The organism is Streptomyces sp. a15, from assembly GCF_059026085.1.
Genome location: NZ_JBWLKM010000023.1, coordinates 95,766 through 122,368, shown reverse-complemented (window position 1 = coordinate 122,368; position 26,603 = coordinate 95,766). Strand labels below are relative to the sequence as shown.

The window sequence follows — 26,603 nt, the reverse complement described above, 5'->3', positions numbered from 1 at the left end:
GTTCAGCTCGCACCCCCACTACTGGCGGCGGGTCTGGGGTGATCGCCGCCGCGGATCTGGTCGACGGCGTGCGCCAACAGGGGCTCCAGGACGGCCAGTCCGTCCTTCACCCCGCCGGAAGAACCCGGCAGGTTGACGATCAAGGTCCGCCCGGCGACTCCGGCCAGGCCCCGGGAGAGCACCGCAGTCGGCACCTTCTCCCGTCCGAACGCCCGGATGGCCTCCGCGATGCCCGGCACCTCGTGGTCGATGACCCGGCGGGTCGCCTCGGGGGTGCGGTCGGTGGGTGAGATGCCGGTGCCGCCGGTGGTGACGATCACGTCGTACCCCGCGTCGACGCCGGCGCGCAGGGCGGCCTCCACGGGGTCGCCGTCGGGCACTACCTGCGGGCCCTCGACAGTGAAGCCGAAGCCCTTGAGGCCGTCGGCGATCAGCGGGCCGCCCTTGTCCTGGTAGACACCGGCGGCGGCCCGGTTGGAGGCGGTGACCACGAGGGCGCGATACGTCATGCCCGGCTCCAGTCGCCCGACTTGCCGCCCGTCTTCTCTTCCACCCTGACGTCCGTGATGACCGCTCCCTTGTCGACCGCCTTGATCATGTCGATCACGGTGAGCGCGGCGACGGAGACGGCGGTGAGGGCTTCCATCTCGACGCCCGTGCGGTCCGTCGTCTTCACCGTGGCCAGGATCTCCACGGCGTCGTCCGCGACTCTCAGGTCCAGTTTCACACCGGACACCGACAAGGGGTGGCACAGCGGGATCAGATCAGGGGTGCGCTTGGCGCCCATGATGCCCGCGATCCGCGCGGTGGCCAGGGCGTCGCCCTTGGGTACGCCCTCGCCGCGCAGCAGCTCGATCACGCGGGGCGAGACCAGGACGCGGCCGCTGGCGCGGGCGGTGCGCGCGGTCACGTCCTTCCCGGACACGTCGACCATGCGGGCCGCGCCCGCCTCGTCGATATGGGTCAGTCGGTCCTGCGTACTCATACTGTGTCGTGCTCCCGGTCCGGGCCTGTTGTGCGCGACACGGTACCGCCAACCAGGAGTGCTCAGCCGAGCAGGACGACCTCGACCTCGGCGCCGGGCTCCACGGACTCCACGTCCTCGGGGACGACGATCAGCGCGTCCGCGTGCGCGAGGGCCGCCACCAGGTGCGATCCGGCGCCCCCGACAGGGGTGACCGCGCCGTCCGCGTACGTCCCGCGCAGGAACTGCCGGCGGCCCTTCGGCGAGGTCAGCGCCTTGCCGGTGGTGAGGGTCGCCCTGGTGGTCGGCCGGTGGACGTCGTCGAGCCCCATCAGGGTGCGGATCGCGGGGCGGACGAACAGCTCGAAGGAGACGTACGACGAGACGGGGTTGCCGGGCAGCGCCAGCAGCGGTGTGTGGTCGGGTCCGATGGAACCGAAGCCCTGGGGCTTGCCGGGCTGCATGGCCAGCTTGCGGAACTCGATGCCGCTGCCGGGTTCGTCCTCGTCGCCGACGTACGACAGCGCCTCCTTGACGACGTCGTACGCCCCGACGCTCACGCCGCCCGTGGTGACCATGAGGTCGGCGCGGACGAGCTGGTCCTCGATCGTCGACCGGAGCGTTACGGCGTCGTCGGCCACGGCGCCGACCCGGTAGGCGATGGCGCCGGCGTCGACGGCGGCGGCGGTGAGGGCGAAGCTGTTGGAGTCGTAGATCTGGCCGCTGCCGAGTTCCTCGCCGGGCTGGACGAGTTCGCTGCCGGTGGACATGACGACCACGCGCGGGCGCGGGCGTACGCGTACGGTGGCGCGGCCGATCGCGGCGAGCAGGGCGATCTGCGGCGGGCCGAGGACGGTGCCCGCTTCCAGGGCGCGGTCCCCGGCCCGCACGTCACTGCCCTTGGCGCGCACGTGCGCGCGTGCCTCGGCCGGCCGGTACACCTGCACGTGTCCCTCGGCGCCGTCGGGTGACAGGGCGCGGGCGCGCATTCCGGTCACCGGGCCCTCGCCGAGGCCGCCGTCGGTCCACTCCACGGGGACGACGGTCTCGGCGCCGGGCGGCAGCGGGGCGCCCGTCATGATGCGGGCGGCCTGGCCGGGCCCCACGTGCAGCAGGTCGGCCTGGCCCGCCGCGACGTCCCCGACGACCTCCAGGGCCGCCGGGAACTCCTCGCTCGCGCCCGCGACATCCGCGACCCGCACCGCGTACCCGTCCATGGAGCTGTTGTCGAACGGCGGCAGGGAGACCGGCACCGTGACGTCTTCGACCAGGACGCAGCCCTGGGCGTCGAGGAGTTGCAGCTCGATGGGTTCGAGGGGGCGGACGGTCGCGAGGATGTCGTCCAGGTGCTCGTCCACCGACCACAGCTGGTCCTGGCCGGTGGTGCGGGGCGCGGCGCTGCTCAACGTTGCTACATCTCCTCGGCTACGTAACTGCGAAGCCAGGTCCGGAAGTCCGGGCCCAGGTCCTCACGTTCGCATGCGAGTCTGACAATGGCACGCAGGTAGTCGCCGCGGTCGCCGGTGTCATAGCGGCGGCCCTTGAAGACGACGCCGTGCACGGGGCCGCCGACCTTCTCGTCCTCGGCGAGCTGCTGGAGGGCGTCGGTGAGCTGGATCTCGCCGCCGCGGCCGGGCTCGGTCTTGCGGAGTATGTCGAAGATGTGCGGGTCGAGGACGTAGCGGCCGATGACCGCGTAGTTGGACGGGGCGTCCACCGGGTCGGGCTTCTCGACCAGGCCGCTCACCTTGACGACGTCGCTGTCCTCGGTCTCCTCCACGGCCGCGGAGCCGTAGAGGTGGATCTGCTCGGGGGCGACCTCCATGAGGGCGATGACGCTGCCGCCGCGCTGCTCCTGGACCTCGACCATCCGCTTGAGCAGCGGGTCGCGCGGGTCGATCAGGTCGTCGCCGAGGAGGACCGCGAAGGGCTCGTGTCCGACGTGCGGGGCGGCGCACAGCACGGCGTGGCCGAGGCCCCTGGGGTCGCCCTGGCGGACGTAGTGCATGGTCGCGAGGTCGCTGGACTCCTGCACCTTGGCGAGCCGGTCGGCGTCGCCCTTCTTCTGAAGAGCCGATTCAAGCTCGTAGTTGCGGTCGAAGTGGTCCTCGAGGGGGCGCTTGTTGCGTCCTGTGATCATGAGGACGTCGTCGAGGCCGGCGGACACGGCCTCCTCGACCACGTACTGGATCGCCGGCTTGTCGACGACCGGCAGCATCTCCTTGGGAGTGGCCTTGGTGGCCGGCAGGAACCGGGTGCCGAGACCTGCTGCGGGAATGACAGCCTTGCTGATCCGAGGGTGCGACTGAGTCATGCCCGCAACCTTATCCGGTGTCTTTGCAGGGAATCTGAGGCTCCGGTTAATTAGCTCTCATATGAGCGTATTGGAAGGGTACGGGTGCAACCTTTGAGTCCCGTCGGACGTCCGGCCGAGCCTGACAAGCGTATGTTGCGGCAAGAGATCCTCGCTGTGAGGAACACGTTGACGGCCGGTGACGTGCGGGAAGCCGCCGTCGCGCTGGCCGGGCGGGCGCTGGAGCTGCCCGAGCTGGCGCGGGCGCGCACGGTGGCGGCGTACGTCTCGGTGGGGAGCGAACCCGGGACTCTCGCGCTGCTGGACGCGCTGCGCGCGCGGGGCGTGCGGGTCCTGCTTCCGACGCTTCTCCCGGACAACGACCTGGACTGGGGCGCGTACACCGGGGAGGGCTCCCTCGCGCGCGTCCAACACGGCTCGAAGATGGCCCTCTTCGAGCCCACGGGGCAGCGTCTGGGCCCGGACGCCGTGTCCTTGGCCGACGCCGTGCTGCTGCCGGGCCTGGCGGTCGACGCGCGCGGGATGCGTCTGGGGCGCGGCGGGGGGTCGTACGACCGTGTGCTCGCCCGTCTGGAGCGCGCGGGCGCACATCCCTCCCTGGTGGTGCTGCTGTACGACTCCGAGGTCGTCGCGCGCGTGCCCGCCGAGGCGCACGACCGGCCGGTGGACGCGGTGGTGACGCCGTCGGGGGTGCGGCGCTTCCGGCACGGTTCCTGAAACGTGAAACGCCGAACGGCCCTCCACGCGCGCGTGGAGGGCCGTTCGGACGATGTCGCGTCAGCCGCTCGGCTTCAGTTCCAGCGTGTCGCTCGTGTTGTCGTCGACCGCCTTGGACGAGAAGGACCAGTCCAGCAGTTCGCCCTTGACCCACTTGCCCGTCTGGTCGATGTAGTGGGCGCTGTAGGCGTGCCCGGAGGCGCCGGTGAGGTTGATCCACTTCGACTTGTCGAGGTCGTCGAGGTTGACCACCATCCGCATCGACGGCACCCAGACGACGTCGTATCCGCCGGCCGCGTTCCAGCCGGTCGCGTTGACCGCAGCCTCGCCGCCGCTGAGCTTCCAGGGGCCGCGGTTGAGCATGTACTGCAGGAAGCCGGGGCCGTCGGTGCCCAGGGTCTGGTTCTTCAGGAACAGGCGGTGCAGCCGGCCCCAGCTCCAGGTGTCGATGTCCTTGCCGAGCTTGGCGGTCAGCTCCCAGCGGGCGTCGATCATGGCGCGCTCGAACAGCTTGTCGCGGTTCTTGGCGACGCCGATGCGGTTGCGCGATTCGGGCGTCGTCCACCAGTCGCTTTTCTCGTCGTCCATCAGGTTGCGGACCACCTCGAACCAGCGGTCGCCGCCGTCGGGCTGCGCCTGGTCGGCGTCACGCTGACCGCACTCGCGCACCTTGCCGGTCTCGTCGACGGGTGCGGTGGTGCTGACCGGATCGACCCACAGGCACTGTCCCTCGACCCGCAGCTCCTTGGGCAGCTTGTTGCCGAAGGCGAGCTTGAGGATGTTGCGCCAGACCGAGTTGAAGTACGCGGCCGCCGCCGAGTCGGCGTCCTGGGTGTAGTCCCAGCCCTCGAGGAGTTCCTGGGCCTCACGGACGTCGGGGTCGTCGACGTTGATCTTCAGCAGCTTGGGCACGAGCAGTTTGGCGATCTCGCTGCTGTTGTCCAGCTGCATCTGGCGCATGTCGTCGGTCGAGATCTTGCCGCCGCCCTTGATCTTCGACTCGATCAGGTCGGTGATGCGCTGGCTGCGGGTGCCGTAGCCCCAGTCCGTGGTGAGCGTGTAGGGGTACTTGTCCTTGTCGATCACGGCCTGGTTGGCGGTGACGATGTAGCCGCGTTCCGGGTTGTACTCGTAGGGCAGCTCGTCCTGCTTGATGTAGCCGGTCCACTCGTACTTGGAGTCCCAGCCCGGCGCCGGGATGGAGCCGTCGTCGCCCTCCGCGCGCGTGGGGATCTTCCCGGGCAGCGTGTAGCCGATGTTGTCCTCTGTGTCGGCGTAGACCAGGTTCTGCGAGGGCACGTCGAACAGGGCGGCGGCCTTGCGGAAGCCGGTCCAGTCGCTCGCCTTGTCCATCGCGAAGACGGCGTCCATGGAGGTGCCCGGGTCCAGCGCGGTCCAGCGCAGCGCGATGCCGTAGCCGTCTCCGCGGTCGGGTGCGGAGGTGCCGACGGCGGCCTTCTTGCCGACCTTCACCAGCTCGTCGTTACGGTCGGACAGCAGGGGTCCGTTGTTGGTCTCCCGGACGACGATCTTCTTGGACTCACCGCCGGCGACCTTGATGGTCTCCTCGCGGGTGGTGAAGGGCTTCACCTTGCCGTCGTAGAGGTAGCCGTCGCCGGAGAGCTTCTCCAGGTAGAGGTCGGTGACGTCGACACCGGAGTTGGTCATGCCCCAGGCGATGTCCTGGTTGTGGCCGATTATCACGCCGGGCATTCCGGCGAAGGTGTAGCCGCTGACGTCGTACTGGCACGTGCTGGAGACGGTGCGGCAGTGCAGGCCCATCTGGTACCAGACGGACGGCAGCGAGGCCGACAGGTGCGGGTCGTTGGCCAGCAGCGGCTTGCCGGTGATGGTGTACTTCCCGGCCACCACCCAGGAGTTCGAGCCGATGCCGTTGCCGTTCACGCCGACGGCCGTGGGGACGTCGTCCAGGACGTTCTGGAGGTCCGACAGCTGGCTCTCCAGGGCGGAACCGGCCGTGGACGACTGGGTGCCCGTTCCGGTGCCGCCGGCGCCGCTCGTGGAGTTCTCGTCGCCGGACGTGCCGCCGCTCCCCTCGAACGTCCCGGTGAGCTCGTCGTACTGGCCCTGCTGGACGATCGTCTGGTTCCGGCTGTACGGGTACTGCGGGTACAGATCCGCGATCTGCTGGGGGCCGAGGCGGCTGGTCATCAGGGCGCGGTCGATCTCGTCCTGCATGTTGCCGCGCAGGTCCCAGGCCATGGCCTTCAGCCACGCGACCGAGTCGACCGGGGTCCACGCCTCGGGCTTGTAGTCGTTCTCGAAACCGAGGGCCGCGTACTCCAGGGAGATCTCCTTGCCGTCCTTGCCCTGGAGGTAGGCGTTGACTCCCTTGGCGTACGCCTGGAGGTAGTTCTTCGTGGACGCCGACAGCGTCTTGTCGTACTCCTCCTTGGCGACCCGGTCCCAGCCCAGGGTGCGCAGGAACTCGTCGTTCTTGACCTGGCCCTTGCCGAACATCTCCGACAGACGCCCGGAGGTCATGTGACGGCGCACGTCCATCTCGTAGAACCGGTCCTGCGCCTGGACGTAGCCCTGCGCCATGAACAGGTCCGCGTCGGAGTCGGCGTAGATCTGCGGGATGCCGTAGCCGTCGCGCTTCACCTCGACCGGCCCCGACAGGCCCTCGATCGTGATCGAGCCGTCCGTCTGTGGGAAGGAGGCACGGACGGTGCTGACGGACCAGTACGCCCCGTAGGCGACGCCTCCGATGATGGCCAGCACCAGCACGAGGACGAACAGGCGGGCTTTGCGCCCCTTTTTCCTGCCGGACTTGCCGGGCTTCTGGCCCGAAGAGGCGGTGGTGTTGGGGGGCATCGCTGTCCTTGCTGTCCTAACGCGAGCGGCAGGGCGGGCTGTGCTTTTGACTGAACGCTGGAGCAACCATAGGCGCAGCGCCCAGGGGCCCTTGACGCGGAGTCGGGAACCAGAACGGACGAACGTTCGCTCACACCTCGGGGAGCGTCAAGAAATCGTCAAGAGTTAGGTAAGGTAACGAAGTACTTGGGTGCGGAGAACCGCCGCTTCGTGTCCTATGTACGTGAGCTCCCGCGCGCGCGAAGCGCGGAAGCCAGGGAAGGGAACGGCCGCTGACTGTCCACGACCTCAACCAGCTCCTGCTCGTCTGCTCGCTCGTCCTGCTCGTCGCCGTGGCAGCGGTCCGGATCTCCTCGCGCAGCGGGCTCCCCAGCCTGCTCGTGTACCTGGGGATCGGCATCGCCATGGGCCAGGACGGCATCGGCGACATCCACTTCAACAACGCCGAACTCACCCAGGTCATCGGATACGCGGCCCTCGTCGTGATCCTGGCCGAGGGCGGCCTCGGCACGAAGTGGAAGGAGATCAAGCCGGCCCTGCCGGCCGCCTCCGCGCTGGCGCTGGTGGGGGTCGCGGTGAGCGTGGGGGTCACGGCGACGGCCGCGCACTATCTGATCGACCTGGAATGGCGCCAGGCGCTCATCATCGGCGCGGTGGTGTCCTCGACGGACGCCGCGGCGGTCTTCTCGGTGCTGCGGAAGATTCCCCTCCCCGCGCGCGTGACGGGCACCCTGGAGGCCGAGTCCGGTTTCAACGACGCTCCCGTGGTCATCCTGGTGGTCTCCTTCTCCACCGCGGGCCCGGTCGAGCACTGGTACCTGCTGATCGGCAAGATAGTCCTCGAACTGGCCATCGGCGCCGCCATCGGCATCGCGGTGGGCTGGCTGGGCTCCTGGGGCCTCAGGCACGTGGCGCTGCCCGCCTCCGGCCTCTACCCGATCGCCGTCATGGCGATCGCCGTCACGGCGTACGCGGCGGGCGCCATGGCACACGGCAGCGGCTTCCTCGCCGTCTACCTCGCCTCGATGGCGATGGGCAACGCGAAGCTGCCGCACTGGCCCGCCACCCGCGGCTTCGCCGACGGGCTCGGCTGGATCGCCCAGATCGGCATGTTCGTCCTGCTCGGCCTGCTGGTCACCCCGCACGAGCTGGGCGACGACATCCTGCCCGCCCTGGTCATCGGACTGGTCCTGACGATGGTGGCGCGCCCGCTGAGCGTGGTGCTCTGCCTCACGCCGTTCCGGGTGTCGTGGCAGGAGCAGACGCTCATGTCCTGGGCCGGACTGCGCGGCGCCGTGCCCATCGTTCTCGCGACGATCCCCATGGTGGAGGGTGTCGAGGCCAGCCGCCGGATCTTCAACCTCGTCTTCGTCCTGGTCGTCGTCTACACCCTCGTCCAGGGGCCGACCCTGCCGTGGCTCGCCCGCAAGCTGAGTCTGGGCGGGGACGCGGAGGCCGCCGACCTCGGCATCGAATCGGCCCCCCTGGAGCGGCTGAGCGGACATCTGCTGTCCGTCGCGATCCCCAAGGGGTCGAGGATGCACGGCGTCGAGGTCGCCGAGCTGCGCCTGCCGGCCGGGGCCGCGGTCACCCTGGTCGTACGCGAGGGAAAATCGTTCGTACCGTTGCCCACGACCGTGCTGCGACGGGGCGACGAGCTCCTCGTGGTCGCCACCGATCCGGTCCGGGACGCGGCCGAGCGACGGCTGCGCGCGGTCGGGCGCGGCGGCAAGCTGGCCGGATGGCTGGGCACGGACGGCACCGACACCGGGCGTTAAGGGCGTGTTTCACACGGTTCACGCCCCGCCCATCGCAGGTGAACGCATCCATGGTGCTCGTTTTCACAGGCCCACCAGGCTTGATCCCTGTATGATGAAGGCGCATTCCGATCGAACCACCTCTGCCTGACGCAGTGCTGGCGCGACCGTATGGCGGCCGGGGCGCCCCCGCAGTGGGCGACGGCATCTACCGCAGTCGGCGCAAGAGGACAGCTCTCGGTGCCGCCCCAGAAAACGGGGGCCGCGCTACCAGGCGGCAGAAAGGCACGGGCCGTGGCATCCACGGTCACCTCCCGCCCCGGCTACGGGCAACTGCTGCGCACGCGCGGCGCCTGGACGTTCCTGCTCCCCGGCTTCGCGGCACGCCAGCCGTTCGGGATGCTCACCGTCTCCATCGTGCTGCTCGTGCAGCACACCACCGGCTCGTACGGCGCGGCCGGCGCCGCCGCGGCCGTCACCGGTGTCTCCATGGCACTGTTCGCGCCCTACACCGGCCGGCTCGCCGACCGCCACGGACAGCGCGCCGTACTGATCCCGGGCGTGCTCGTGCACTCGCTGTCGGGCCTGGCCCTGACCGTGCTCGCGCTGTCCCACGCGCCCCTGTGGGCGCTGCTCGTCGCCGCCGTCCCCACGGGCGCCTCGCAGCCGCAGATCGGCCCCATGGTGCGGGCCCGCTGGGGCGTGAAGCTCAAGGACTCGCCCCTGATGTCCACCGCGGCCGCGTTCGAGTCCGTCACCGACGAGCTGACCTTCGTCGTCGGCCCGCTGCTGGCCACCGCCCTGTGCACGGCCGTCCACCCGGCCGCGGGCCTGGTGACCGAGGCATCGCTCACCCTGATCGGCGGGCTGCTGTTCGCCGCACAGAAGAGCACACAGCCGCCGGTCGCCGTCGACGGGCACGCACGCGTGGAGCACGGTTCCGCACTGCGCATCCCCGGGGTGCGGGTCCTGATCGTGGCTTTCCTCGGCATCGGTTCCGTCTTCGGCGGTATGCAGGTCTCGCTGGCCGCGTTCTCCGAGTCGATCGGCGAACCGGGCATGAACGGCGTCCTGTACGGCACCTTCGCCGCGGGCAACATGCTCTCCGGGCTGGTCTGCGGCGCCGTCGCCTGGAAGGTCGCCCCGCAGCGGCGCCTGGTCGTCGGGTACGTCGCCCTCGCGCTGACCGCGTCCGGCCTGTGGGCCGCCGACTCGGTGCTCGTCCTGGCCGGCCTCGGTCTGCTCGTCGGGATGTGCATCGCGCCCGCCCTGATCACCGGCTACACCCTGGTCGAGGGCCTGGTTCCGGCCGGCGCCCGCACCGAGGCCTTCACCTGGCTGACCGGCGCGGTCGCGCTCGGCCAGGCGGCGGGCGTCACGGTCGCCGGACAACTGGAGGACGGCTTCCGGGAGGGCGCCGGGTTCCTGGTGCCAATGGGCGGCACGCTGCTCGCCCTGGCGACCGTGCTGGCGCTGCGCTCACACCTCGCGGTGCGGCCGCACAGCCGCACCGTCGCACGTGGCGTCGGTCACCGCGTGCCGGTGGCGGTGGACTGATCCTCGGGAATACGTCACTATGGACCCTCGTTAGCACTCATTGAGTGAGAGTGCCAGGAGGAAGACAGTGCCCACCTACCAGTACCAGTGCACCGAGTGCGGCGAGGGCCTCGAGGCGGTGCAGAAGTTCACCGACGACGCCCTTACCCAGTGCCCCAGCTGCAGTGGACGCCTGAAGAAGGTGTTCTCCGCGGTCGGCATTGTCTTCAAGGGCTCCGGCTTCTACCGCAACGACAGCCGCGGCTCCTCGTCGAGCAGCGCGCCGGCGTCCGCGAAGTCGTCGACGTCCTCGGACTCGAAGTCCGACTCGAAGTCCGCCTCGACCTCGACCTCGTCTTCTTCGTCGTCCTCGGACTCGAAGCCGTCGAGCACCGGCACCTCGTCCAGCAGCAGCTCGGCCGCGTAAGGCGTACAGCTCGCTCACGAAACCCCGCCCTCGTACGACGGCGGGGTTCTCGTTGTTCCCGAACCCGTGCTCCGGGTTCCCGAACCCGTGCTCCGGTCCCGGACGACGCCGGTTAGTGTGCTGGTCATGGCGAACGCAGAGATCGGCGTAATCGGCGGCTCCGGCTTCTATTCGTTCCTCGACGACGTGACCGAGATCCAGGTGGACACCCCCTACGGGCCACCCAGCGACTCCCTCTTCCTCGGCGAGGTGGCCGGTCGGCGCGTCGCCTTCCTGCCCCGGCACGGCCGCGGCCACCATCTGCCGCCGCACCGGATCAACTACCGCGCCAACCTGTGGGCGCTCAGGTCGGTCGGCGTGCGCCAGGTCCTCGGCCCGTGTGCGGTGGGCGGTCTGCGCCCCGAGTACGGGCCGGGCACGCTGCTGGTGCCGGACCAGCTGGTCGACCGTACGAAGTCCCGGGCCGGCACGTACTTCGACGGGCTGCCGCTGCCGGACGGCGCGGTGCCGAACGTGGTGCACGTGTCCCTGGCCGACCCCTACTGCCCGACCGGGCGGGCGGCCGCGCTGAAGGCGGCCCGCGGACAGGACTGGGAGCCGGTGGACGGCGGCACGCTGGTGGTGATCGAGGGGCCGCGCTTCTCGACTCGCGCCGAATCGTTGTGGCACCAGGCACAGGGCTGGTCGGTGGTGGGCATGACCGGCCATCCGGAAGCGTCTCTCGCCCGTGAACTCGAGCTCTGCTACACGTCGTTGACCCTGGTCACGGACCTCGACGCCGGCGCCGAGACCGGTGAGGGCGTCTCCCACGACGAGGTGCTGCGGGTGTTCGCGGCCAACGTGGACCGCTTGCGGGGCGTGCTGTTCGACGCGGTGGCCGCGCTGCCTTCGACCGAGGAGCGGGACTGCCTGTGCACGAACGCGCTGGGCGGGATGGACCCGGGGTTCGCGCTGTCGTAGCGGAACGGGTGGCCACTGTTGTCGTAATGGCGGGGTGACGGCTGTTGTCGTAGAGGAGCGGGCGGCGGCCGTGTCCTGGCGGAGCGGGCCGCATTCATGTCGTAGCGGAGCGGGCCGCGGCTGTGTCGTAAGGGCGGAACTTCCCGTTCGGGTGAGCGAGTTGTCCACAACCCGCCAGTAGCCCACCGGCCTCAGCGGGGATCGGTGCGAAGCCTCATCGTGGCAGGGCAAGCCGATCCCTCGTCGCAGGTGGTGGTTCTCATGCCGTACGCCCCTTCTCCCTCCTCCTCCCCTTCTTCCTCTCCCGTCCCCCCGCGCCCGCTCGGCACGGACGCTCCCCCCACGTGCGAGGTGCCGCACTTCGCCCCCGTGCGGGTCCGCGGCGGGCGCTATCAGCTGCAGCGCCTCGTACGGCAGCGGAAGCGGGCCGTCGCGGTCGGCCTCGCCGTCACCGCGGCCGCGCTCGTGGCGGCGGGCCCGCGCGACGCGGAGCGGACCCGTGGGCATCCACCGGCGGATCCCGGCCGGGAACGCCGCGCCGTCCAGACCGTGACGGCGCCGGTGCGAATCGCCGACGGGGCCACGGTCCGACTGCTGCGGCCCGGCGACCGGGTGGACGTCATCGCCGCCGAGGAGACGGCGACCGGCGGCGACGCGCGCGTGGTCGCACGCGGGGCGCGGGTGACGAAGGTGCCGGAGCCGCTGGACGGCGCGACCGAGAGTGGGGCGCTGGTCGTGCTCTCGGTGCCGCGCTCCACCGCGGCGAGCCTCGCCGGCGCGAGCGCCACGGCCCGGCTGGCGGTGACGCTGTGCTGAGCCGCGCGGTTCCTGCCCCGCGCACTATCCCGTCAAGCCCCTCGTCGGAGCCACCCAATTGGACAGGGTCGCCTCGCCCTGACGTAGGTTGCGGAGCTGTTTGCTCCACAACCTGCGTGTGCGGCGCGGCGGCGGCGAGGAGAGTCCCCTACTTGAATCCTCCCCTCCCTAAAGGGAGGGGATTCCTGGCTCACGATGACTGCGGACCGGCGGTCCGGCAGCTCTTACACGATCAGCACCAGCCGGGTTGAGACCAGCCCGGACGAGCATCACGCGGGCGGAGTTCTTGTCCCTGGGGGACACGGCTCCGCACGCGGTGCAGACGTAGGTTCGTTCTGAGAGAGGCAGTGCGTGCTTGGTTCTCGCTCCGCACCGTGCGCAGTCCATGGTGGTGTGCGCGGGGTGTACGAGGTGCAGTTCACGGCCGTGCTTGCGGGCCATTTGAATCAGCGCCTGCTTGGTCGCGCCGATCGCGGCGTCGGCGGCCTTGCGGGCCATGGTGGACTTGGCGAGGAACTTCGGGCGGAAGTCCTCGACGGCCAGGCGGTCGTGGTCGGTCACGACCTTCTTCGCCCACTTGCGGCCGGTGTCCTCGCGTTGCCGGGCGATCTTCTTGTGCAGCTTGGCCGTGTGCCGCTTCGCCTCGCGGTAGCCCTTCGACCCGGGCTGGCCCTTCTTCGGCTTCCGGCGGGCCATCATCCGCTGGTAGCGGGCCAGGCGCTGCGCGGCGTTCTTGCCGTGCTGGGCGTGCGGGAGGTCGTGGGCGTCGGAGGTGGTGGTCGCGGTCTCCTTGACGCCCCAGTCGATGCCGATGTCCCGCCCGGTGGCGGGCAGCGCCTCGCTGGTCGTCGCCACGACGAACGAGGCGTACCAGTGCCCGAGGCTGTCGCGGTAGACGCGGACGGAGGACGGCGGCTTGGGCAGGTCCCGCGACCACACCACGCTCAGCACGATCCCGCCCGCGAGGTGCAGGCGCCCGCCCTTGATGCGGAATCCGCGCTGCGTGTAGTTCAGCGACGGGTCGGCGGCGCGCTTCTTCTTGTACTTAGGCATCCCCGCGCGCTGCCGCTGCGGCAGCCCGGCCTTGATGTCCTTCAGGGCCTTCGTGCGGGACTTGGCGAAGTCGCGGATGATCTGCTGCTGCGGAACGCTGCTGCCCGCGCGCAGCCACGCGTTCGCGCTGCGGGCCTCGGTCAGCATCTTGTCCAGCCGGGCCGGGCCGCACTTCTCGTCCTCGGCATGCGCCTTCTTCGAGCGGGCACAGCACTCGTTCCAGATCCACCGGCACCGCGCCCACTCCGCGAGCAGTGCGGTACGGGCGGTCGACGACACGCGGAGCCGGTAGGTGTACCGGGCGTGCCCGGCATCCTCGCTCAAGTCCTGTCGTGTCGTCATGGTGTCAATCTTCCACTTCTTAAGTGTTGGGAAACAACTACAGTGGGGTCATGGATGAAGAGAAGCGCATCACCCTCCGCCTGCCCGTCGGTCTCCACGAGTGGCTGGTCGCCGAGGCAAAGTCCGCCCGCAGGTCCCTCAACTCCGAGATCGTCTACCGGCTGGAAGTCGAGCGCGACACCGCCGTGGCGGACGGCGACTCGCCCTGACGGCGACTCGCCTTTCTCTGCCCTGCTCCGCAGGAGTCCGATTCCTCCCCGGCCTGAAGGCCAGGGCATCCTCGGAGGAGCCAGGTGAGCGAGAAGAAGCCGAGCGTCTGGGAGGGCTTCAAGGCCTTCCTGATGCGCGGGAACGTTGTCGATCTGGCAGTGGCGGTGGTCATCGGCGCCGCTTTCACCAACATCGTCAACTCGGTGGTGAAGGGGCTCATCAACCCGCTGGTCGGAGCGATCGGCACCAAGAACCTCGACAACTACAGCTCCTGCCTGAGCGACAACTGCCAGGGCGCCGTGGGCATCCAGCTCCATTGGGGCTCGGTCCTCGGGGCGACGCTCACCTTCGTGATCACCGCGACCGTCGTCTACTTCCTGATGGTCCTGCCCATGGCGAAGTACCTGGCCCGGCAGGAGGCCCGCAGGAAGGCGAAGGAGGGCGCGCACGAGGTCATCGAGGTGACCGAGCTGGAGGTCCTCAAGGAGATCCGCGACGCGCTGATCGCACAACAGCCGCAGCGCGGCTCGGGCCACGACGAGCCGTAGCGGTGGGGCGGGTGGGCTGCGGCCCGCCCGGGCTCACAGGTGGTGGGGCGGCTTCTCGTCGAGGAAGCGCTTCAGGTCGGCCGCGCTGTCGGTGCCGGGTCGCTCGCCCCACCCGCGGTCCGTGTCGTCCGAGGACTGCTGGTCGAGCGGGTCGTCGAAGATCAGCGCGGGCTTCGGCGCACGCGGCTCCGGCTTCGGCTCGCGCAGTTCGGGCTTCTGCTCGCGCGGCTCGGGCTCGGGGGCGGTGGTCATGCGTCCAGGGTACGGCCCCGGACTTCGGGCCCCTACCGAGCTGCGAACCCGTTCACAAGTAAGGCGGGGCGCGCGCTGGACGACACTGGCCCCATGACAGTCGACGCTTTGACGGACGTCGCCGGTGTGCGCGTGGGGCACGCCACGCGCACCGGCGACGGTTGGCTCACCGGCACCACGGTCGTGCTCGCCCCGGAGGGCGGCGCCGTGGCCGCCGTGGACGTGCGGGGCGGCGGACCCGGCACCAAGGAGACCGACGCCCTCGACCCGCGCAACGTGGTGCAGAAGGTCGACGCGATCGTGCTGACCGGGGGCAGCGCGTACGGGCTCGACGCGGCGTCCGGGGTGATGGCCTGGCTGGAGGAGCAGCGGCGCGGGGTGCGGGTGGGACCGGATCCGGCGCACGTCGTGCCGGTGGTGCCGGCCGCCTGTGTCTTCGACCTGGGGCGCGGCGGCGACTTCCGGGCCAGGCCGGACGCGGCCACCGGCCGGGCGGCCGTCGAGGCGGCCGCGGCGAGCGAGCCCGGCGCACGGGTGCGGGAGGGATGCGTGGGCGCGGGTACGGGCGCCGTGGCCGGGCCGATGAAGGGCGGCGTGGGTACCGCGAGCATCGTCCTCGATTCGGGGATCACGTTGGCCGCGCTGGTGGTGGCCAACGCGGCGGGATCGGTGACGGATCCGGAAACGGGGGTGCTGTACGGGGAGTTGTTCCAGGGCCGGGTGACCTACCCGGAGGCGCGCGTGCACGACGCCGCCCGCCTGCGCCTCGCCGACCTCGCGGCGAAGAGCGCGCCTCCCCCGCTCAACACCACGCTCGCGGTGGTCGCCACCGACGCGGACCTGTCGAAGGCGCAGGCGCAGAAGGTGGCCGGCACGGCCCACGACGGCATCGCGCGGGCCGTACGGCCGGTGCATCTGCTCCACGACGGCGACACGGTGTTCGCGCTGGCGACCGGGGCCCGCCCGCTCGACACCGAGCGTCCCCTCCCGCTGAACGAGATCCTCGCGGCGGCCGCGGACGTGGTGACCCGCGCGGTCGTGCGGGCCGTACGCGCCGCCGAGTCGGTGGACGGGCCGGGCGGGGTGTGGCCGTCGTACGAGGAGTTGTACGGGAGCCGCTGACGCGAAAATGTGTCCTGGTTCTGTCACGTGATGGCGTTCACGGCGGTCTGTGGGAACCCGACCACCGACCGATCCCCTCTTTCTCCACGGACTGGAGCGGATCGAACACACCACCTGAACCTGGAGCAGCTCGTGACAACGCCGGACAAAGCAGCGCGGCGCGTACTCGGGGCCTGTGCCGCCCTGATGGTCGGCGCCCTCACCCTCACCGCGTGCGGTGGCAGCACCGATGCCGGGAAGAGCGACGACAAGGGCGGCGGGGACTCCGCCACGTCCTCGGCGGCGAAGATATCCATCTCGGCCGAGGACGGCTCGACCCGTGCGTCGATCAACACGACCGGAGTGAAGGTCAGCGACGGGAAGCTGACGGACGTGAAGATGACGGTGGCGGACGCCGGGACGGCCGTACCGGGGGCGATATCCGCCGACGGTGTCAGCTGGAAGCCGAAGGAGCAGCTGGAACGGGGAACGAAGTACGAGATAACGGCGAGGGCGAAGGACGCGAACGGGCGGGCCACGGCCGCCGAATCGACCTTCACCACCGTCAGCCCGGCGAACAGCTTCATCGGGACGTACACGCCGGACGAGGGGACGACGGTGGGTGTCGGGATGCCGGTGTCGTTCAACTTCGACAAGGCGATCAGCGACAAGAAGGCCGTGCAGTCGCACATCACGGTGTCGTCGAACAGTGGGCAGGAGGTGGTCGGGCACTGGTTCGGGGCGCAGCGCCTCGACTTCCGGCCCGAGGAGTACTGGAAGGCCGGCTCCAAGGTCACGATGAAGATCGACCTGGACGGGGTCGAGGGCGCGAACGGCGTCTACGGGGTGCAGAAGAAGACGGTCAGCTTCACGATCGGGCGCTCGCAGGTCTCCACGGTGGACGTGAGCAAGCAGACCATGACGGTCGTGCGGGACGGCAGGACTCTCAGGTCGGTGCCGATCTCGGCGGGCAGCCCGGAGTTCACCACGTACAACGGGCAGATGGTGATCTCCGAGAAGTTCACGAAGCTGCGGATGGACAGCAGGACGGTCGGTCTCGACAACGCGTACGACATCCCGGACGTACCGCACGCGATGCGGCTGACCCAGTCGGGGACCTTCATCCACGGCAACTACTGGTACAACAAGGGCAACCCGCCGTTCGGCCGCGAGGGCACCAGCCACGGCTGCGTCGGCCTCCAGGACGTGCAGGGCGCACAGGGTGACACTCCGGCCAAGTGGTTCTACGACAACTCGATCCTCGGGGACGTCGTGATCGTCAAGAACTCCCCGGACAAGACGGTGTCGCCCGACAACGGGTTGAACGGCTGGAACATGGCGTGGAACGAGTGGGTGGCGGGGAGCGCCGAGTGAGCGCGGACCGTCGCACCAAGTAGCGTCTGACCAGCACTTTTTGACGAATGATCGGGCCGCGTGGGAACTTTCCCCGCGGCCCGCGCGTTTTTCGGGCGTACGTTTTCTCGGTTCCCGGACATGATGTCCGACCGAGGGGCTACGGTATGCACCCACAAGGTGACATGCAGCAACGCCGGGAGAAACCTTGAGCGTTCCGTACGAGACGGCAGCGTACGAACCACCCGAGTCGCCCGAGTCTCCGGAGGAGCATCTCGCGCGGCTCCTCGGCCGTGCCCTGAACTCCTTCGAGCTGCCCGACGAGACGATCCAGCGACTGGACTGCGCGCTGGCCCACGACAGTTCGCTGCACTCCGCGCACCACAGCGCGGGGCTGCACCGCGAGACGTACCGCCACACCTGGCTGCTCGCCGACGGCTCGGCGCTCACGCTGTGGGAGCTCGTCCACAACACCGCCCCGGGCAGCGCCCCGCAGCACGAGGTGTATGTGGACGAGGAGGAGCTGCGCGCCGCCACCGCGCGCCTGCCCCTGCCGGCGGACGCTCCGGACTTCGAACTGCCGGTGCTGGTGCAGCTGTCGCCGATCCCCATGCCTCGGCACGCGTATCTGCCCGACGACTCGGCGGACCACGCGCGCCGGGTGCTGCGCCGGGCGGAGAACACGGACCGGCCGGACGCGGAGACGGCCGCGCTGCTGAGCACCGCGTTCGCGCACCAGATCACGCAGGCCTTCGGGCGCCCCAGCCGCACCGGCCGGGCCGGCTTGTCCTTCTCGCTCTACGAGCACGCGTTCCTGCTGCGTGACGGAGCGGAGGTCTCCCTCTGGGAGGTCGAGCACACGGCGACGCCGGACGGGCGGCACATGTGCGAGGTGTACGTCAGCGAGGACGCGGCCAGGGACGCCATGGAGCGACGGGCGACGCAGGTCTCCTGAGCGGAGTCACCTGTGCGGAGTCGCTGTGCGGGGTCTCCGGAGCGGCACTCCGGATCAGTTCCGCCGCGCGGGTCAGCGGCCGGCGCTGAGCCGTCGTACCAGTCCCGCGAACTCGTTCGCTTCCGCCGGGGTCAGCTCGACGGACTCCCGCTGCGGGCCCACCCGCCGCTGGTGCGGCAGTCCGGACAGGCTCTGGGCCTGCCACAGGGCGGCCTCGACGCGGCCGCGGCGCAGCATGAAGACCAGGCCGGCCACCCATGCGACGGCCACCAGGACGAGGAAGGTCATACCAAGCAGCTGGTAGACCGAGACGTGCTCAGGCATGCGTTCCAGTAGACACCACGGTCCGGGACCGAAGTCCCGGACCGTGACGTATCTCGCATGTGCCGTGAACAACTCACAGCATCCCAAAGGGCTGTGCCGCTAGGCCGCGACCGGCTGCTTCCGCTCCGCCGACGGGGCGGCCGAGCCGCTCTGAGCCGCCTCGGCGGCCACGGCTCCCGGTGCCTTGCGCATGCTCTTCAGTACGACGACCAGCGCCGTCGTCACACACACGCCCGCCGCGATGGCGATCAGGTAGAGGAAGGCGTGGCCGATCAGCGGGACCACGAAGATGCCGCCGTGCGGGGCACGGAGCGTGGCGCCGAAGGCCATGGACAGGGCGCCGGTGACCGCACCGCCCGCCATCGAGGCCGGGATGACCCGCAGCGGGTCCGCCGCGGCGAACGGGATCGCGCCCTCCGAGATGAAGGAGGCGCCCAGGACCCAGGCGGCCTTGCCGTTCTCGCGCTCGGTCGGCGTGAAGAGCTTCTTGCGGAGGGTGGTCGCCAGCGCCATGCCCAGCGGCGGGACCATGCCCGCCGCCATCACGGCGGCCATGACCTTCATCGCGGAGTCGCTGGGATCCGCGACAGCGATACCTGCCGTGGCGAAGGCGTACGCGACCTTGTTGACCGGGCCGCCGAGGTCGAAGCACATCATCAGGCCGAGCAGGATGCCGAGCAGGATCGCGTTGGAGCCGGAGAGGCCGGAGAGCCAGTCCGTCATGCCCTTCTGGGCCTCGGCGATGGGCTTGCCGACCACGACGAACATCAGGAAGCCGACGACGATCGAGGAGATCAGCGGGATCACCACCACCGGCATGATGCCGCGCAGCACCGGCGGGATCTTGATCCGCTGGATCGCGAGGACGACACCGCCCGCCAGCAGACCGGCGACCAGGCCGCCCAGGAAGCCGGCGGCGATCTGCGAGGAGATCATTCCACCGACGAAGCCGGGGACGAGACCGGGCCGGTCCGCCATGCCGTACGCGATGTATCCGGCGAGGACCGGGATGAGGAAGCCGAAGGCGACCCCGCCGATCTGGAACATCAGGGCGGCCCAGCTGTCGACCTGGGTCCAGGAGAAGTGCTCCATGACCGAGGGCGCCTTGTTGATCTCCCAGCCGCCGATGGCGAATCCGAGAGCGATCAGCAGACCGCCCGCGGCGACGAAGGGGACCATGTAACTGACACCGGTCATCAGCCACTTGCGGAGCTTGGTGCCGTAGTTGTCGCCGGACTCACCGGCCCGCTCGACGGGCGTACCGCCCTTGCCGGCCGCGGTGACCTCGCCGCGCTCGGCCCTGCCGCGCACGTCGGCGATGAGTTCGGCGGGCTTGTTGATGCCGGCCTTGACGCCGACGTCGACCGTCGGCTTCCCGGCGAAGCGGTCCTTTTCTCGTACGGGCACGTCGTGGGCGAAGATCACGCCGTCCGCCGCCGCGATCACGGCCGGGTCGAGCCGGGTGAAGCCGGCCGAGCCCTGGGTCTCGACGACGAGTTCGACGCCCGCCTCGCGGCCCGCGTTCTCCAGCGACTCGGCCGCCATGTAGGTGTGGGCGATGCCGGTGGGGCAGGAGGTGACGGCGACGATACGGAACGGGCGCTCTTCGCCTGCTCCGGTGTCGCCGGCGTCGTCGCTGCCCGTGGCGGCGCCGGCGGAGGCCGCCGCCGGCGCCGCCACGGAGTCTTCGGAGGCGGCCTCGGCCGCCTCGGGCTCGTCCCCGCGGATCAGGGCCGCCGCGCCCGCCGCGTCGCCGGCCGAGCGCAGCGCATCGGTGAACTCGGCGTTCATCAACTGCCGGGCCAGCGAGGACAGGATCGTCAGGTGGGCGTCGTCGGCGCCCGCGGGGGCGGCGATCAGGAAGATCAGGTCGGCGGGGCCGTCGGCCGCGCCGAAGTCGATGCCGGCGGCGCTGCGCCCGAAGGCGAGCGTCGGCTCGGTGACGTGTTCGCTGCGGCAGTGCGGGATGCCGATGCCGCCGTCGAGGCCGGTCGGCATCTGTGCCTCGCGGGCGGCCACGTCGGCGAGGAAGCCCTCCAGGTCGGTCACCCGGCCCAGGGCGACCATGCGCTCGGCGAGGGCACGCGCCGCCGCTTCTTTGGTGTCGGCGGACAGGTCGAGGTCGACCAGGTCCGCGGTGATCATCTCGCTCATCGCGGGCTCCTTCGCACGCGTATCGCCCGGGGGATGTGGTGGGCGGGGGCGGGGACGGGGGTGCAGTGGGGGTTCGTGGGGTTGGTGGAGGAGGCGGGACCGGGGAAGCCCCGCCCCCTCCGGGCGGCGGGCCGGCTCAGGTGGCCCTGCCTCCCTTCGGCCGCGGCGAGTAACGGGGAGCCTCGCCGCTTCACGGCCGGTCCGGTGAGGACGCCGGTGCGGGCGCCAGTGAGGACGCCGGAGGATACGAAGCAGGTCATGACACCGGCTCCTTCAGTACGCGGTCCACCGGCACCTCGGCCGTGACCGTCACGGCCGCCGGGTCCAGGTCGGACGGCGTCGGCATCACGCTGCCGGGCAGCTGGACGGCCGCCGCGCCGTGCGCGACCGCCGAGGCGAGCGCCTCGGGCCCGCTGCCGCCGGCGATCAGGAATCCGGCGAGGGAGGAGTCGCCGGCGCCCACATTGCTGCGTACGGCGGCCACCTGTGCGCTGCCGAACCAGGCGCCCGCGTCGTTCACGAGCAGCTGTCCGTCGGCGCCCAGGCTCGCGAGGACGGCGCGCGCGCCCCTCTCGCGCAACTCCTCGGCCGCCTTCACCGCGTCGCCCACCGTGGACAGGGGCCGCCCGACGGCTTCCGCGAGCTCCTCGGCATTGGGCTTCACCACGTCGGGCCGCTCGCGCAACGCGGCGAGCAGCGCGGGCCCGGAGGTGTCCAGCGCGATCCGCGCGCCGGCGGCGTGCGCCCGCGCGACCAGCTCGGCGTACCACTCGGGCGCGAGCCCTCGCGGCAGACTTCCGCAGCAGGCGATCCAGTCCGCGTCCCGCGACTGCGCGCGCACCGTCTCCAGAAGGAGCTCCTGCTCCTCCACCGACAGTTCGGGACCCGGCGCGTTGATCTTCGTGAGCACTCCGTCCGACTCCGCGAGCGCGATGTTCGAGCGGGTGGCTCCGGCGATCGGCACCGGCGCGACCTCGATGCCCTGCGCGTCCAGCAGGTCGGCGACGAGCGCGCCCGGCGCACCGCCCAGGGGCAGTATCGCGACCGTGCGCTGTCCGGCCGCCGAGACGGCCCGGGAGACGTTCACGCCCTTGCCGCCCGGGTCCATGCGCTCGCCGGTGGCGCGGATGACCTCGCCACGGTCGAGCGAAGGGACCTCGTAGGTGCGGTCCAGAGACGGGTTCGGGGTGACGGTGAGGATCATGCGCGCACTACTTCCGTGCCGCCGCGCTCGATCGCGGTGGCGTCTTCGGGGCTCAGCCCGCTGTCGGTGATCAGCAGGTCCACGTCGCTCAGGTCACCGAAGCGGGCGAAGTGCTCCTGGCCGTGCTTGGAGGAGTCGGCGAGCAGCACCACACGGCGGGCCGCGGCGATCGCCGCCCGCTTCACCGCGGCCTCGGCGAGGTCGGGGGTGGTCAGGCCGTGCTCGGCGGAGAAGCCGTTGGCCGCCACGAAGAGGACGTCGGCGCGGATCTCGCCGTACGCCCGCAGCGCCCAGGCGTCCACGGCGGCGCGCGTACGGTGCCGTACGCGTCCCCCGACGAGGTGGAGCTGGATGCCGGGGTGGTCCGCGAGGCGGGCGGCGATCGGCAGGGAGTGCGTGACGACGGTGAGCGCCGCCTCCAGGGGGATCGCGCCGGCCAGCCGCGCCACGGTCGTACCGGCGTCGAGGACCATCGTGCCCTCGGTCGGCAGTTCCGCGACGGCCGCCTTGGCGATGTGGTCCTTCTCGTCGGCCGCCGTCGTCTCGCGTTCGGCGAGGTCCGGCTCGAAGTCGAGGCGGCCGGCCGGGATGGCGCCGCCGTGCACCCGGCGCAGGAGGCCGGCGCGGTCGAGAGCCTTCAGGTCGCGGCGGATCGTCTCCGCCGTGACCTGGAACTGTTCGGCCAGCGACACGACGTCCACGCGGCCGCCGTCGCGGGCGAGCCGGAGGATCTCCTGCTGCCGCTCCGGTGCGTACATGCCCGTTCGCCTCCGACCTGTGCCCGAACTTGTGGTTTCGCCTGGGAGGCTACGCCCGGATTTCGGGAAAGTAAACAGGTTCGGACGTGATTCGGGCATGAACGGACTTCTGTATGGGTCGAGGGCACACAGACGGCCCGGCACCTGTGGGTGCCGGGCGCACATGAAGGGTCCGGCACTGTGGGTGCCGGACCCTTCATGGTCGTGGCGCGCCGCACGGCGGCATCCGGCTCAGGACACGAGCGCGGGCTCCTTCTCCGCCACCGTCCCGGATTCCGGCCCGGACCCCTCCACATGCTGGGCCGGCCGCTTCGGCAGGGCGAACATCAGCAGGAAGATGGCACCCATGACGACGGCCACCCAGCCCAGCGCGTTCTGGAAGGCGTCCACGAAGGCCGGGCCCAGCCGGGGAGGCAGCAGGTCGTCGCCGATCTCGCCGTAGAAGACCACCGACACCAGGCCGAGCCCCAGCGCGTACCCCATCTGCTGCACGGTGTTGAGGAGTCCCGACGCCGAACCCGAGTGCTCGCGCGGGACCTCCGACAGGATCGCGTCCGTCAGCGGGGCGACGATCAGGCCCATCCCCACGCCCATCACGACCAGCGGGAGTGCCATCTGCCAGGAGGCGATGCCCAGGCCGTAGCGCTCCGACTCCCAGATGTAGAGCGCGACGCCCGCCGCCATCGCCAGCGCGCCCGCCTGGAGCACCTTGCGGCCGAAGCGCGGGACCAGCTTCTGCACCGACAGTCCGGCCGCCGTGGAGACGGCCAGCGAGAACGGGACGCCGGTCAGCCCGGCCCGCAGCGGGCTCCAGCCCAGGCCGAACTGCATGTAGAGCGTCCATACCAGGAAGAAGACGCCGAGCCCGATCCCGAAGACGGTCTGCACCGCGATGCCGGCGGCGAAGCTCTTCACCTTGAACAGGGACAGTTCGATCAGTGGGGAGCCGTCGCGCGCCGTCTTGCGCCTCTCATACGCCACCAGCGCGCCGAACACGACGAGCGAGCCGGCCATCGAGAGGTGCCCCCACAGCGGCCAGTCCAGCTCACGCCCGCGGGTGAGCGGGTAGACCAGCATCAGCATGCCGAGGGTGACGAGGGCGACACCGACGAGGTCCAGCTTCAGCGCCTTGGGCGCCTTGGACTCGGTGATGAAACGGCGGCCGAGGACCAGGCCCGCGATGCCGACCGGCAGGTTGATCAGGAAGATGGGCCGCCACTCGAGACCGAACAGGTTCCACTCGGTCAGCAGGGCGCCGAGCAGTGGACCGGAGACGGCCCCCAGCCCGACGATCGCCCCGAAGAGGCCGAACACCTTGCCCCGCTCGTGCGCCGGGAAGGTGGCGTGCACGATCGACAGGACCTGCGGCACCATCAGCGCCGCCATGCCGCCCTGCAGGATCCGGGAGGCGACCAGCATCTCCGGGTTCACGGCGAAGCCGCACAGCGCGGAGGCGAGGGTGAAGCCGCCGATGCCGACCAGGAACACCCGCTTGCGGCCGTGAATGTCGCCGAGCCGCCCGCCGGTGATCAGGCCGGCGGCGAAGGCGAGCGCGTATCCCGCCGTTATCCACTGGATCTGGCTGTCGGAGGCGCCGGCCTCCTCCTGGATCGACGGGATGGCGATGTTGACGATCGTGACGTCGACAAGGTCCATGAAGGCCGCGGTCATCACGATGGCGAGGGCGAGCCAGCGGCGGCGGTCGCCTGCGGCGGGCTGAGCACCCGGTGGTGTGGTCTTGGTGGAGGTCATGTCCCAGAAGCTATGACCGCATTAGGTCAGGTCATGTCCTAGTTCTGCGGCATCCTCGGACTCATGACGACGGACACTCCGGCCCGGCTCCTCCAGCTTCTCTCCCTCCTCCAGACACCCCGCGAGTGGCCCGGCGGCGAGCTCTCCGACCGGCTCGGGGTCTCCCGCCGTACGGTCCGGCGGGACATCGACCGGCTGCGGGAGCTCGGCTATCCCGTGCAGGCGACCAAGGGTGCCGACGGCGGCTACCGGCTCGTCGCGGGCAAGGCGATGCCGCCGCTGGTGCTCGACGACGAGGAGGCGGTGGCGATCGCGGTCGGCCTGCGGGCCGGCGCCGGGCACGCGGTCGAGGGCGTGGAGGAGGCGTCCGTACGGGCGCTGGCCAAACTGGAACAGGTGCTGCCGTCCCGGCTGCGCCACCGCGTCTCCACCCTCCAGGCCGCGACCACCCCGCTGACCAGCGGCGACGGGGCGAGCATCGCGCCCGAGACACTCACCGTCATGGCCTCCACGGTCGCCGGACGGGAGCGGCTGCGGTTCGCCTACCGCGCGAAGGACGGGGCCGACTCGCGACGCGTGGTCGAGCCGTACCGACTGGTGTCCACCGGGCGGCGCTGGTACCTCGTCGCCTACGACCTCGGCCGCGACGACTGGCGCACCTTCCGCGTCGACCGGGTGAGCGACCCCTTCGCGACCGGGGCACGGTTCGCCCCGCGGGAGCTGCCCACGGGCAACGCGGCGGAGTACCTGCGGCGTTCGATCCACGGGCAGCAGGAGACATACGACTTCGCAGTGACCTTCGACGCCCCGGCCGAGGCCCTCGCGGCCCGGGTCCCGGCCTGGCTCGGGACGCCCGAGCCGCTGGGCGAGGGGCGTTGCCGGTTGCGGGGTTCGGCCGGGTCCGTGGAGTGGCTGGCGGTGCGACTGGCGATGCTGGGGTTCGACTTCACCGTGCAGGAGCCCGGGGAACTCGCGCGGTACGTACGGGAGTTGGGCGCGCGGATGGTTCGGGCGGGGTCGGACCCGGAGGACCAGGAGAACCCGGAGGCCCCGGCCTGACCGCGGACTGACCGCGGTTCGGAGGACAGTCGAACCCGGAGGACCCGGCGACCCCGGCCTGACCGCGGTCCGGAGGACAGTCGAACCCGGAGAACCCGGAGGCCCCGGCGACCCCGGCCTGACCGCGGTCCGGAGGACAGTCGAACCCGGAGGCCCCGGAGGCCCCGGCCTGACCGCGGTCCGGCGGGCGCGTCCGTTCAGCCCCGGCGCCCCTCCCACGGGAACTCCCCCAGCGCCCCGAGATTGCGCAGCGCCAGTCCCGCCGGTCCCGCCGGTCCGGAGGCCGGGGCGTCCCCGGTGGCCCATGCCTCAACGGCCGTACGTACGGCGGCACTTGCCACGGCGGCGGCGAAGCGCAGGTGGGGCCGGGCGGGTAGAGAACCGGCAACGTTGTCGTCGCCCGGCGTGAGCCGCTCCGCCAGCACCTCGGCCAGCGTCCGCTCCCCCGCCAGGCAGACCTCCGCCCACACCTTGCGCAGACTCGGGCTCGCCTCCGCCAGCCGGATCAGGGTGCGCACCCACTCCCAGGACGCCGCCGACACTCCGGCGCCCGGCATCAACGTGTGCCGGACCGCGTGCTCCAGGGCCTGCGGCACGGACAGGCCGGCGGGTGCCTGGCGTACCGCCTCGGCCCAGAGCTGGGCGCCCGCCGCGTAGAGCGGGGCGACGGACTCCTCCTTGGTCGCGAAGTAGCGGTAGAAGGTGCGCGGGGCGATGCCGGCGGCCTGGGCGATGTCCTCGGCCCGGGTGGCCCGCAGGCCGTGTTTCACGAAGAGTTGGGCAGCCGCCCGGGCGATGTCCATGCGGGTCGCGGCCTTGCGCCGTTCGGTGAGGGAGACGGGGGTCGCCGCCGCGGGCGAGCGAGGGGTGGGGCTGCTCACGTTCGGCAGGGTATGCCCATGTGGCAGAATCTGCCATCCGGCGGGCCACCCCGGGGTTCAGGTACGGGGTGGCCCGCCGTTTTCACCTTGCCCGGGTACGGAACCGGCGGCAGCGGCGGCCGGAAAGAACCGGGGCACAGCGGCCGGAAAGGCGGAGGCGAGCCCGAGCTGCGCAAAGAGAGAGCCGGACCCCGGCGCCCGGGGGGAGGGCGCCGAAGCCCGGCTCGGGAGAGTCCCGGCGCCGGGGGGATGTATGCGTCGGGACTGTGGCTCGGTGGGTCGCAGCGGCCCGGAGGCCGCTCGGTGGGTCGGCAGGGCATGGAGGCGG

General features: G+C 70.9%; 26 protein-coding genes. 12 read left to right on the top strand and 14 right to left on the bottom strand.

The window, feature by feature from the left end:
• Positions 1–2: 2 nt before the first annotated feature.
• From AC5P09_RS24140 to galU, 4 genes are all read right to left on the bottom strand, one after another.
• Positions 3–509, bottom strand: a complete 507-nt coding sequence (locus AC5P09_RS24140) for a MogA/MoaB family molybdenum cofactor biosynthesis protein (RefSeq protein ID WP_329339857.1) — start codon at positions 507–509, stop codon at positions 3–5.
• Positions 506–985 carry a cyclic pyranopterin monophosphate synthase MoaC gene (gene moaC / locus AC5P09_RS24135; protein WP_391890271.1) on the bottom strand — a complete coding sequence of 160 codons (480 nt, stop codon included), beginning with the start codon at positions 983–985 and terminating at the stop codon, positions 506–508. Before moaC ends, AC5P09_RS24140 begins: the two co-directional genes overlap by 4 nt.
• A gap of 62 nt (positions 986–1,047) precedes the next feature.
• Entirely contained in the window at positions 1,048–2,370 is a 1,323-nt protein-coding gene (gene glp, locus AC5P09_RS24130) for a molybdotransferase-like divisome protein Glp (RefSeq protein WP_493875875.1), read from the bottom strand.
• A gap of 5 nt (positions 2,371–2,375) precedes the next feature.
• A complete protein-coding gene (gene galU, locus AC5P09_RS24125; RefSeq protein WP_493875874.1) occupies positions 2,376–3,278 on the bottom strand; it encodes a UTP--glucose-1-phosphate uridylyltransferase GalU in 903 nt (300 codons plus the stop codon).
• 132 nt (positions 3,279–3,410) lie between these two features.
• Between galU and AC5P09_RS24120 the strand changes: the two genes are divergently transcribed.
• Positions 3,411–3,995, top strand: a complete 585-nt coding sequence (locus AC5P09_RS24120; RefSeq protein ID WP_493875873.1) for a 5-formyltetrahydrofolate cyclo-ligase — start codon at positions 3,411–3,413, stop codon at positions 3,993–3,995.
• A gap of 60 nt (positions 3,996–4,055) precedes the next feature.
• Here AC5P09_RS24120 and AC5P09_RS24115 read toward each other — a convergent pair whose 3' ends face one another.
• The gene (locus AC5P09_RS24115; protein ID WP_493875872.1) at positions 4,056–6,833 is read right to left on the bottom strand and encodes a penicillin acylase family protein; all 2,778 of its coding nucleotides are present in this window, start codon (positions 6,831–6,833) and stop codon (positions 4,056–4,058) included.
• 272 nt (positions 6,834–7,105) lie between these two features.
• Between AC5P09_RS24115 and AC5P09_RS24110 the strand changes: the two genes are divergently transcribed.
• The 5 genes from AC5P09_RS24110 (at position 7,106) to AC5P09_RS24090 (ending at position 12,329) form a co-directional block, all read left to right on the top strand.
• Positions 7,106–8,611 carry a potassium/proton antiporter gene (locus AC5P09_RS24110; RefSeq protein WP_493875893.1) on the top strand — a complete coding sequence of 502 codons (1,506 nt, stop codon included), beginning with the start codon at positions 7,106–7,108 and terminating at the stop codon, positions 8,609–8,611.
• A 273-nt stretch (positions 8,612–8,884) separates the two neighbouring features.
• Positions 8,885–10,147: an MFS transporter gene (locus tag AC5P09_RS24105; protein ID WP_493875871.1), complete on the top strand. Its 1,263-nt coding sequence runs from the start codon at positions 8,885–8,887 to the stop codon at positions 10,145–10,147.
• 67 nt (positions 10,148–10,214) lie between these two features.
• Positions 10,215–10,553 (top strand): FmdB family zinc ribbon protein, encoded by a 339-nt coding sequence (locus tag AC5P09_RS24100; protein ID WP_493875870.1) that lies wholly within the window; start codon positions 10,215–10,217, stop codon positions 10,551–10,553.
• Positions 10,554–10,679: 126 nt separating this feature from the next.
• Positions 10,680–11,513 (top strand): S-methyl-5'-thioadenosine phosphorylase, encoded by an 834-nt coding sequence (locus tag AC5P09_RS24095; protein ID WP_493875869.1) that lies wholly within the window; start codon positions 10,680–10,682, stop codon positions 11,511–11,513.
• A 261-nt stretch (positions 11,514–11,774) separates the two neighbouring features.
• Positions 11,775–12,329 (top strand): hypothetical protein, encoded by a 555-nt coding sequence (locus AC5P09_RS24090; protein WP_493875868.1) that lies wholly within the window; start codon positions 11,775–11,777, stop codon positions 12,327–12,329.
• A gap of 168 nt (positions 12,330–12,497) precedes the next feature.
• Here AC5P09_RS24090 and AC5P09_RS24085 read toward each other — a convergent pair whose 3' ends face one another.
• On the bottom strand, positions 12,498–13,724 hold the full coding sequence (locus tag AC5P09_RS24085) for an RNA-guided endonuclease InsQ/TnpB family protein (protein WP_493875867.1): 1,227 nt from the start codon (positions 13,722–13,724) through the stop codon (positions 12,498–12,500).
• Between the two features lie 50 nt (positions 13,725–13,774).
• Between AC5P09_RS24085 and AC5P09_RS24080 the strand changes: the two genes are divergently transcribed.
• Together AC5P09_RS24080 and mscL are read left to right on the top strand one after the other, a co-directional pair.
• Positions 13,775–13,933, top strand: coding sequence for an Arc family DNA-binding protein (locus AC5P09_RS24080; RefSeq protein ID WP_493875866.1), 159 nt, complete (start codon positions 13,775–13,777; stop codon positions 13,931–13,933).
• Between the two features lie 84 nt (positions 13,934–14,017).
• Positions 14,018–14,482, top strand: a complete 465-nt coding sequence (gene mscL / locus AC5P09_RS24075; protein WP_493875865.1) for a large conductance mechanosensitive channel protein MscL — start codon at positions 14,018–14,020, stop codon at positions 14,480–14,482.
• 33 nt (positions 14,483–14,515) lie between these two features.
• Here mscL and AC5P09_RS24070 read toward each other — a convergent pair whose 3' ends face one another.
• On the bottom strand, positions 14,516–14,734 hold the full coding sequence (locus tag AC5P09_RS24070) for a hypothetical protein (protein ID WP_493875864.1): 219 nt from the start codon (positions 14,732–14,734) through the stop codon (positions 14,516–14,518).
• Positions 14,735–14,827: 93 nt separating this feature from the next.
• On the opposite strand from AC5P09_RS24070, the gene AC5P09_RS24065 reads away from it, so the two are divergent.
• The 3 genes from AC5P09_RS24065 to AC5P09_RS24055 all read left to right on the top strand — a co-directional run bounded on the left by AC5P09_RS24065 (position 14,828) and on the right by AC5P09_RS24055 (position 18,143).
• Positions 14,828–15,856: a P1 family peptidase gene (locus AC5P09_RS24065; RefSeq protein ID WP_493875863.1), complete on the top strand. Its 1,029-nt coding sequence runs from the start codon at positions 14,828–14,830 to the stop codon at positions 15,854–15,856.
• Between the two features lie 132 nt (positions 15,857–15,988).
• Positions 15,989–17,209: a L,D-transpeptidase gene (locus tag AC5P09_RS24060; RefSeq protein ID WP_493875862.1), complete on the top strand. Its 1,221-nt coding sequence runs from the start codon at positions 15,989–15,991 to the stop codon at positions 17,207–17,209.
• Between the two features lie 187 nt (positions 17,210–17,396).
• Entirely contained in the window at positions 17,397–18,143 is a 747-nt protein-coding gene (locus AC5P09_RS24055) for a DUF6227 family protein (protein ID WP_493875861.1), read from the top strand.
• 72 nt (positions 18,144–18,215) lie between these two features.
• On the opposite strand, the gene AC5P09_RS24050 is transcribed toward AC5P09_RS24055, so the two are convergent.
• The 6 genes from AC5P09_RS24050 to AC5P09_RS24025 form a co-directional block, all read right to left on the bottom strand.
• Positions 18,216–18,467 (bottom strand): hypothetical protein, encoded by a 252-nt coding sequence (locus AC5P09_RS24050; protein ID WP_493875860.1) that lies wholly within the window; start codon positions 18,465–18,467, stop codon positions 18,216–18,218.
• Between the two features lie 99 nt (positions 18,468–18,566).
• On the bottom strand, positions 18,567–20,621 hold the full coding sequence (locus tag AC5P09_RS24045) for a PTS fructose transporter subunit IIABC (protein WP_493875859.1): 2,055 nt from the start codon (positions 20,619–20,621) through the stop codon (positions 18,567–18,569).
• Positions 20,618–20,881, bottom strand: a complete 264-nt coding sequence (locus AC5P09_RS24040; protein ID WP_493875858.1) for a hypothetical protein — start codon at positions 20,879–20,881, stop codon at positions 20,618–20,620. Before AC5P09_RS24040 ends, AC5P09_RS24045 begins: the two co-directional genes overlap by 4 nt.
• Positions 20,878–21,825 carry a 1-phosphofructokinase gene (pfkB, locus tag AC5P09_RS24035; RefSeq protein ID WP_493875857.1) on the bottom strand — a complete coding sequence of 316 codons (948 nt, stop codon included), beginning with the start codon at positions 21,823–21,825 and terminating at the stop codon, positions 20,878–20,880. The genes AC5P09_RS24040 and pfkB overlap by 4 nt, the downstream gene beginning before the upstream one ends.
• A complete protein-coding gene (locus AC5P09_RS24030; protein ID WP_493875856.1) occupies positions 21,822–22,583 on the bottom strand; it encodes a DeoR/GlpR family DNA-binding transcription regulator in 762 nt (253 codons plus the stop codon). Before AC5P09_RS24030 ends, pfkB begins: the two co-directional genes overlap by 4 nt.
• A gap of 231 nt (positions 22,584–22,814) precedes the next feature.
• On the bottom strand, positions 22,815–24,335 hold the full coding sequence (locus AC5P09_RS24025; protein WP_493875855.1) for an MFS transporter: 1,521 nt from the start codon (positions 24,333–24,335) through the stop codon (positions 22,815–22,817).
• Positions 24,336–24,398: 63 nt separating this feature from the next.
• On the opposite strand from AC5P09_RS24025, the gene AC5P09_RS24020 reads away from it, so the two are divergent.
• Positions 24,399–25,394 carry a helix-turn-helix transcriptional regulator gene (locus tag AC5P09_RS24020; protein ID WP_493875854.1) on the top strand — a complete coding sequence of 332 codons (996 nt, stop codon included), beginning with the start codon at positions 24,399–24,401 and terminating at the stop codon, positions 25,392–25,394.
• A 197-nt stretch (positions 25,395–25,591) separates the two neighbouring features.
• Here AC5P09_RS24020 and AC5P09_RS24015 read toward each other — a convergent pair whose 3' ends face one another.
• Positions 25,592–26,275 (bottom strand): TetR/AcrR family transcriptional regulator, encoded by a 684-nt coding sequence (locus AC5P09_RS24015; protein ID WP_493875853.1) that lies wholly within the window; start codon positions 26,273–26,275, stop codon positions 25,592–25,594.
• Between the last annotated feature and the right edge of the window lie 328 nt (positions 26,276–26,603).

Excerpts from the sequence above, each read along its gene's own strand:
- moaC (WP_391890271.1), bottom strand. The coding sequence starts at position 985 with ATGAGTACGCAGGACCGACTGACCCATATCGACGAGGCGGGCGCGGCC.
- AC5P09_RS24080 (WP_493875866.1), top strand. The coding sequence starts at position 13,775 with ATGGATGAAGAGAAGCGCATCACCCTCCGCCTGCCCGTCGGTCTCCAC.
- AC5P09_RS24140 (WP_329339857.1), bottom strand. The coding sequence starts at position 509 with ATGACGTATCGCGCCCTCGTGGTCACCGCCTCCAACCGGGCCGCCGCC.
- AC5P09_RS24065 (WP_493875863.1), top strand. The coding sequence starts at position 14,828 with ATGACAGTCGACGCTTTGACGGACGTCGCCGGTGTGCGCGTGGGGCAC.
- AC5P09_RS24120 (WP_493875873.1), top strand. The coding sequence starts at position 3,411 with ATGTTGCGGCAAGAGATCCTCGCTGTGAGGAACACGTTGACGGCCGGT.
- galU (WP_493875874.1), bottom strand. The coding sequence starts at position 3,278 with ATGACTCAGTCGCACCCTCGGATCAGCAAGGCTGTCATTCCCGCAGCA.
- AC5P09_RS24070 (WP_493875864.1), bottom strand. The coding sequence starts at position 14,734 with ATGACCACCGCCCCCGAGCCCGAGCCGCGCGAGCAGAAGCCCGAACTG.
- AC5P09_RS24020 (WP_493875854.1), top strand. The coding sequence starts at position 24,399 with ATGACGACGGACACTCCGGCCCGGCTCCTCCAGCTTCTCTCCCTCCTC.
- AC5P09_RS24095 (WP_493875869.1), top strand. The coding sequence starts at position 10,680 with ATGGCGAACGCAGAGATCGGCGTAATCGGCGGCTCCGGCTTCTATTCG.
- AC5P09_RS24040 (WP_493875858.1), bottom strand. The coding sequence starts at position 20,881 with ATGACCTGCTTCGTATCCTCCGGCGTCCTCACTGGCGCCCGCACCGGC.
- pfkB (WP_493875857.1), bottom strand. The coding sequence starts at position 21,825 with ATGATCCTCACCGTCACCCCGAACCCGTCTCTGGACCGCACCTACGAG.
- AC5P09_RS24085 (WP_493875867.1), bottom strand. The coding sequence starts at position 13,724 with ATGACGACACGACAGGACTTGAGCGAGGATGCCGGGCACGCCCGGTAC.
- AC5P09_RS24030 (WP_493875856.1), bottom strand. The coding sequence starts at position 22,583 with ATGTACGCACCGGAGCGGCAGCAGGAGATCCTCCGGCTCGCCCGCGAC.
- AC5P09_RS24025 (WP_493875855.1), bottom strand. The coding sequence starts at position 24,335 with ATGACCTCCACCAAGACCACACCACCGGGTGCTCAGCCCGCCGCAGGC.
- AC5P09_RS24045 (WP_493875859.1), bottom strand. The coding sequence starts at position 20,621 with ATGAGCGAGATGATCACCGCGGACCTGGTCGACCTCGACCTGTCCGCC.
- AC5P09_RS24090 (WP_493875868.1), top strand. The coding sequence starts at position 11,775 with ATGCCGTACGCCCCTTCTCCCTCCTCCTCCCCTTCTTCCTCTCCCGTC.
- AC5P09_RS24050 (WP_493875860.1), bottom strand. The coding sequence starts at position 18,467 with ATGCCTGAGCACGTCTCGGTCTACCAGCTGCTTGGTATGACCTTCCTC.
- AC5P09_RS24115 (WP_493875872.1), bottom strand. The coding sequence starts at position 6,833 with ATGCCCCCCAACACCACCGCCTCTTCGGGCCAGAAGCCCGGCAAGTCC.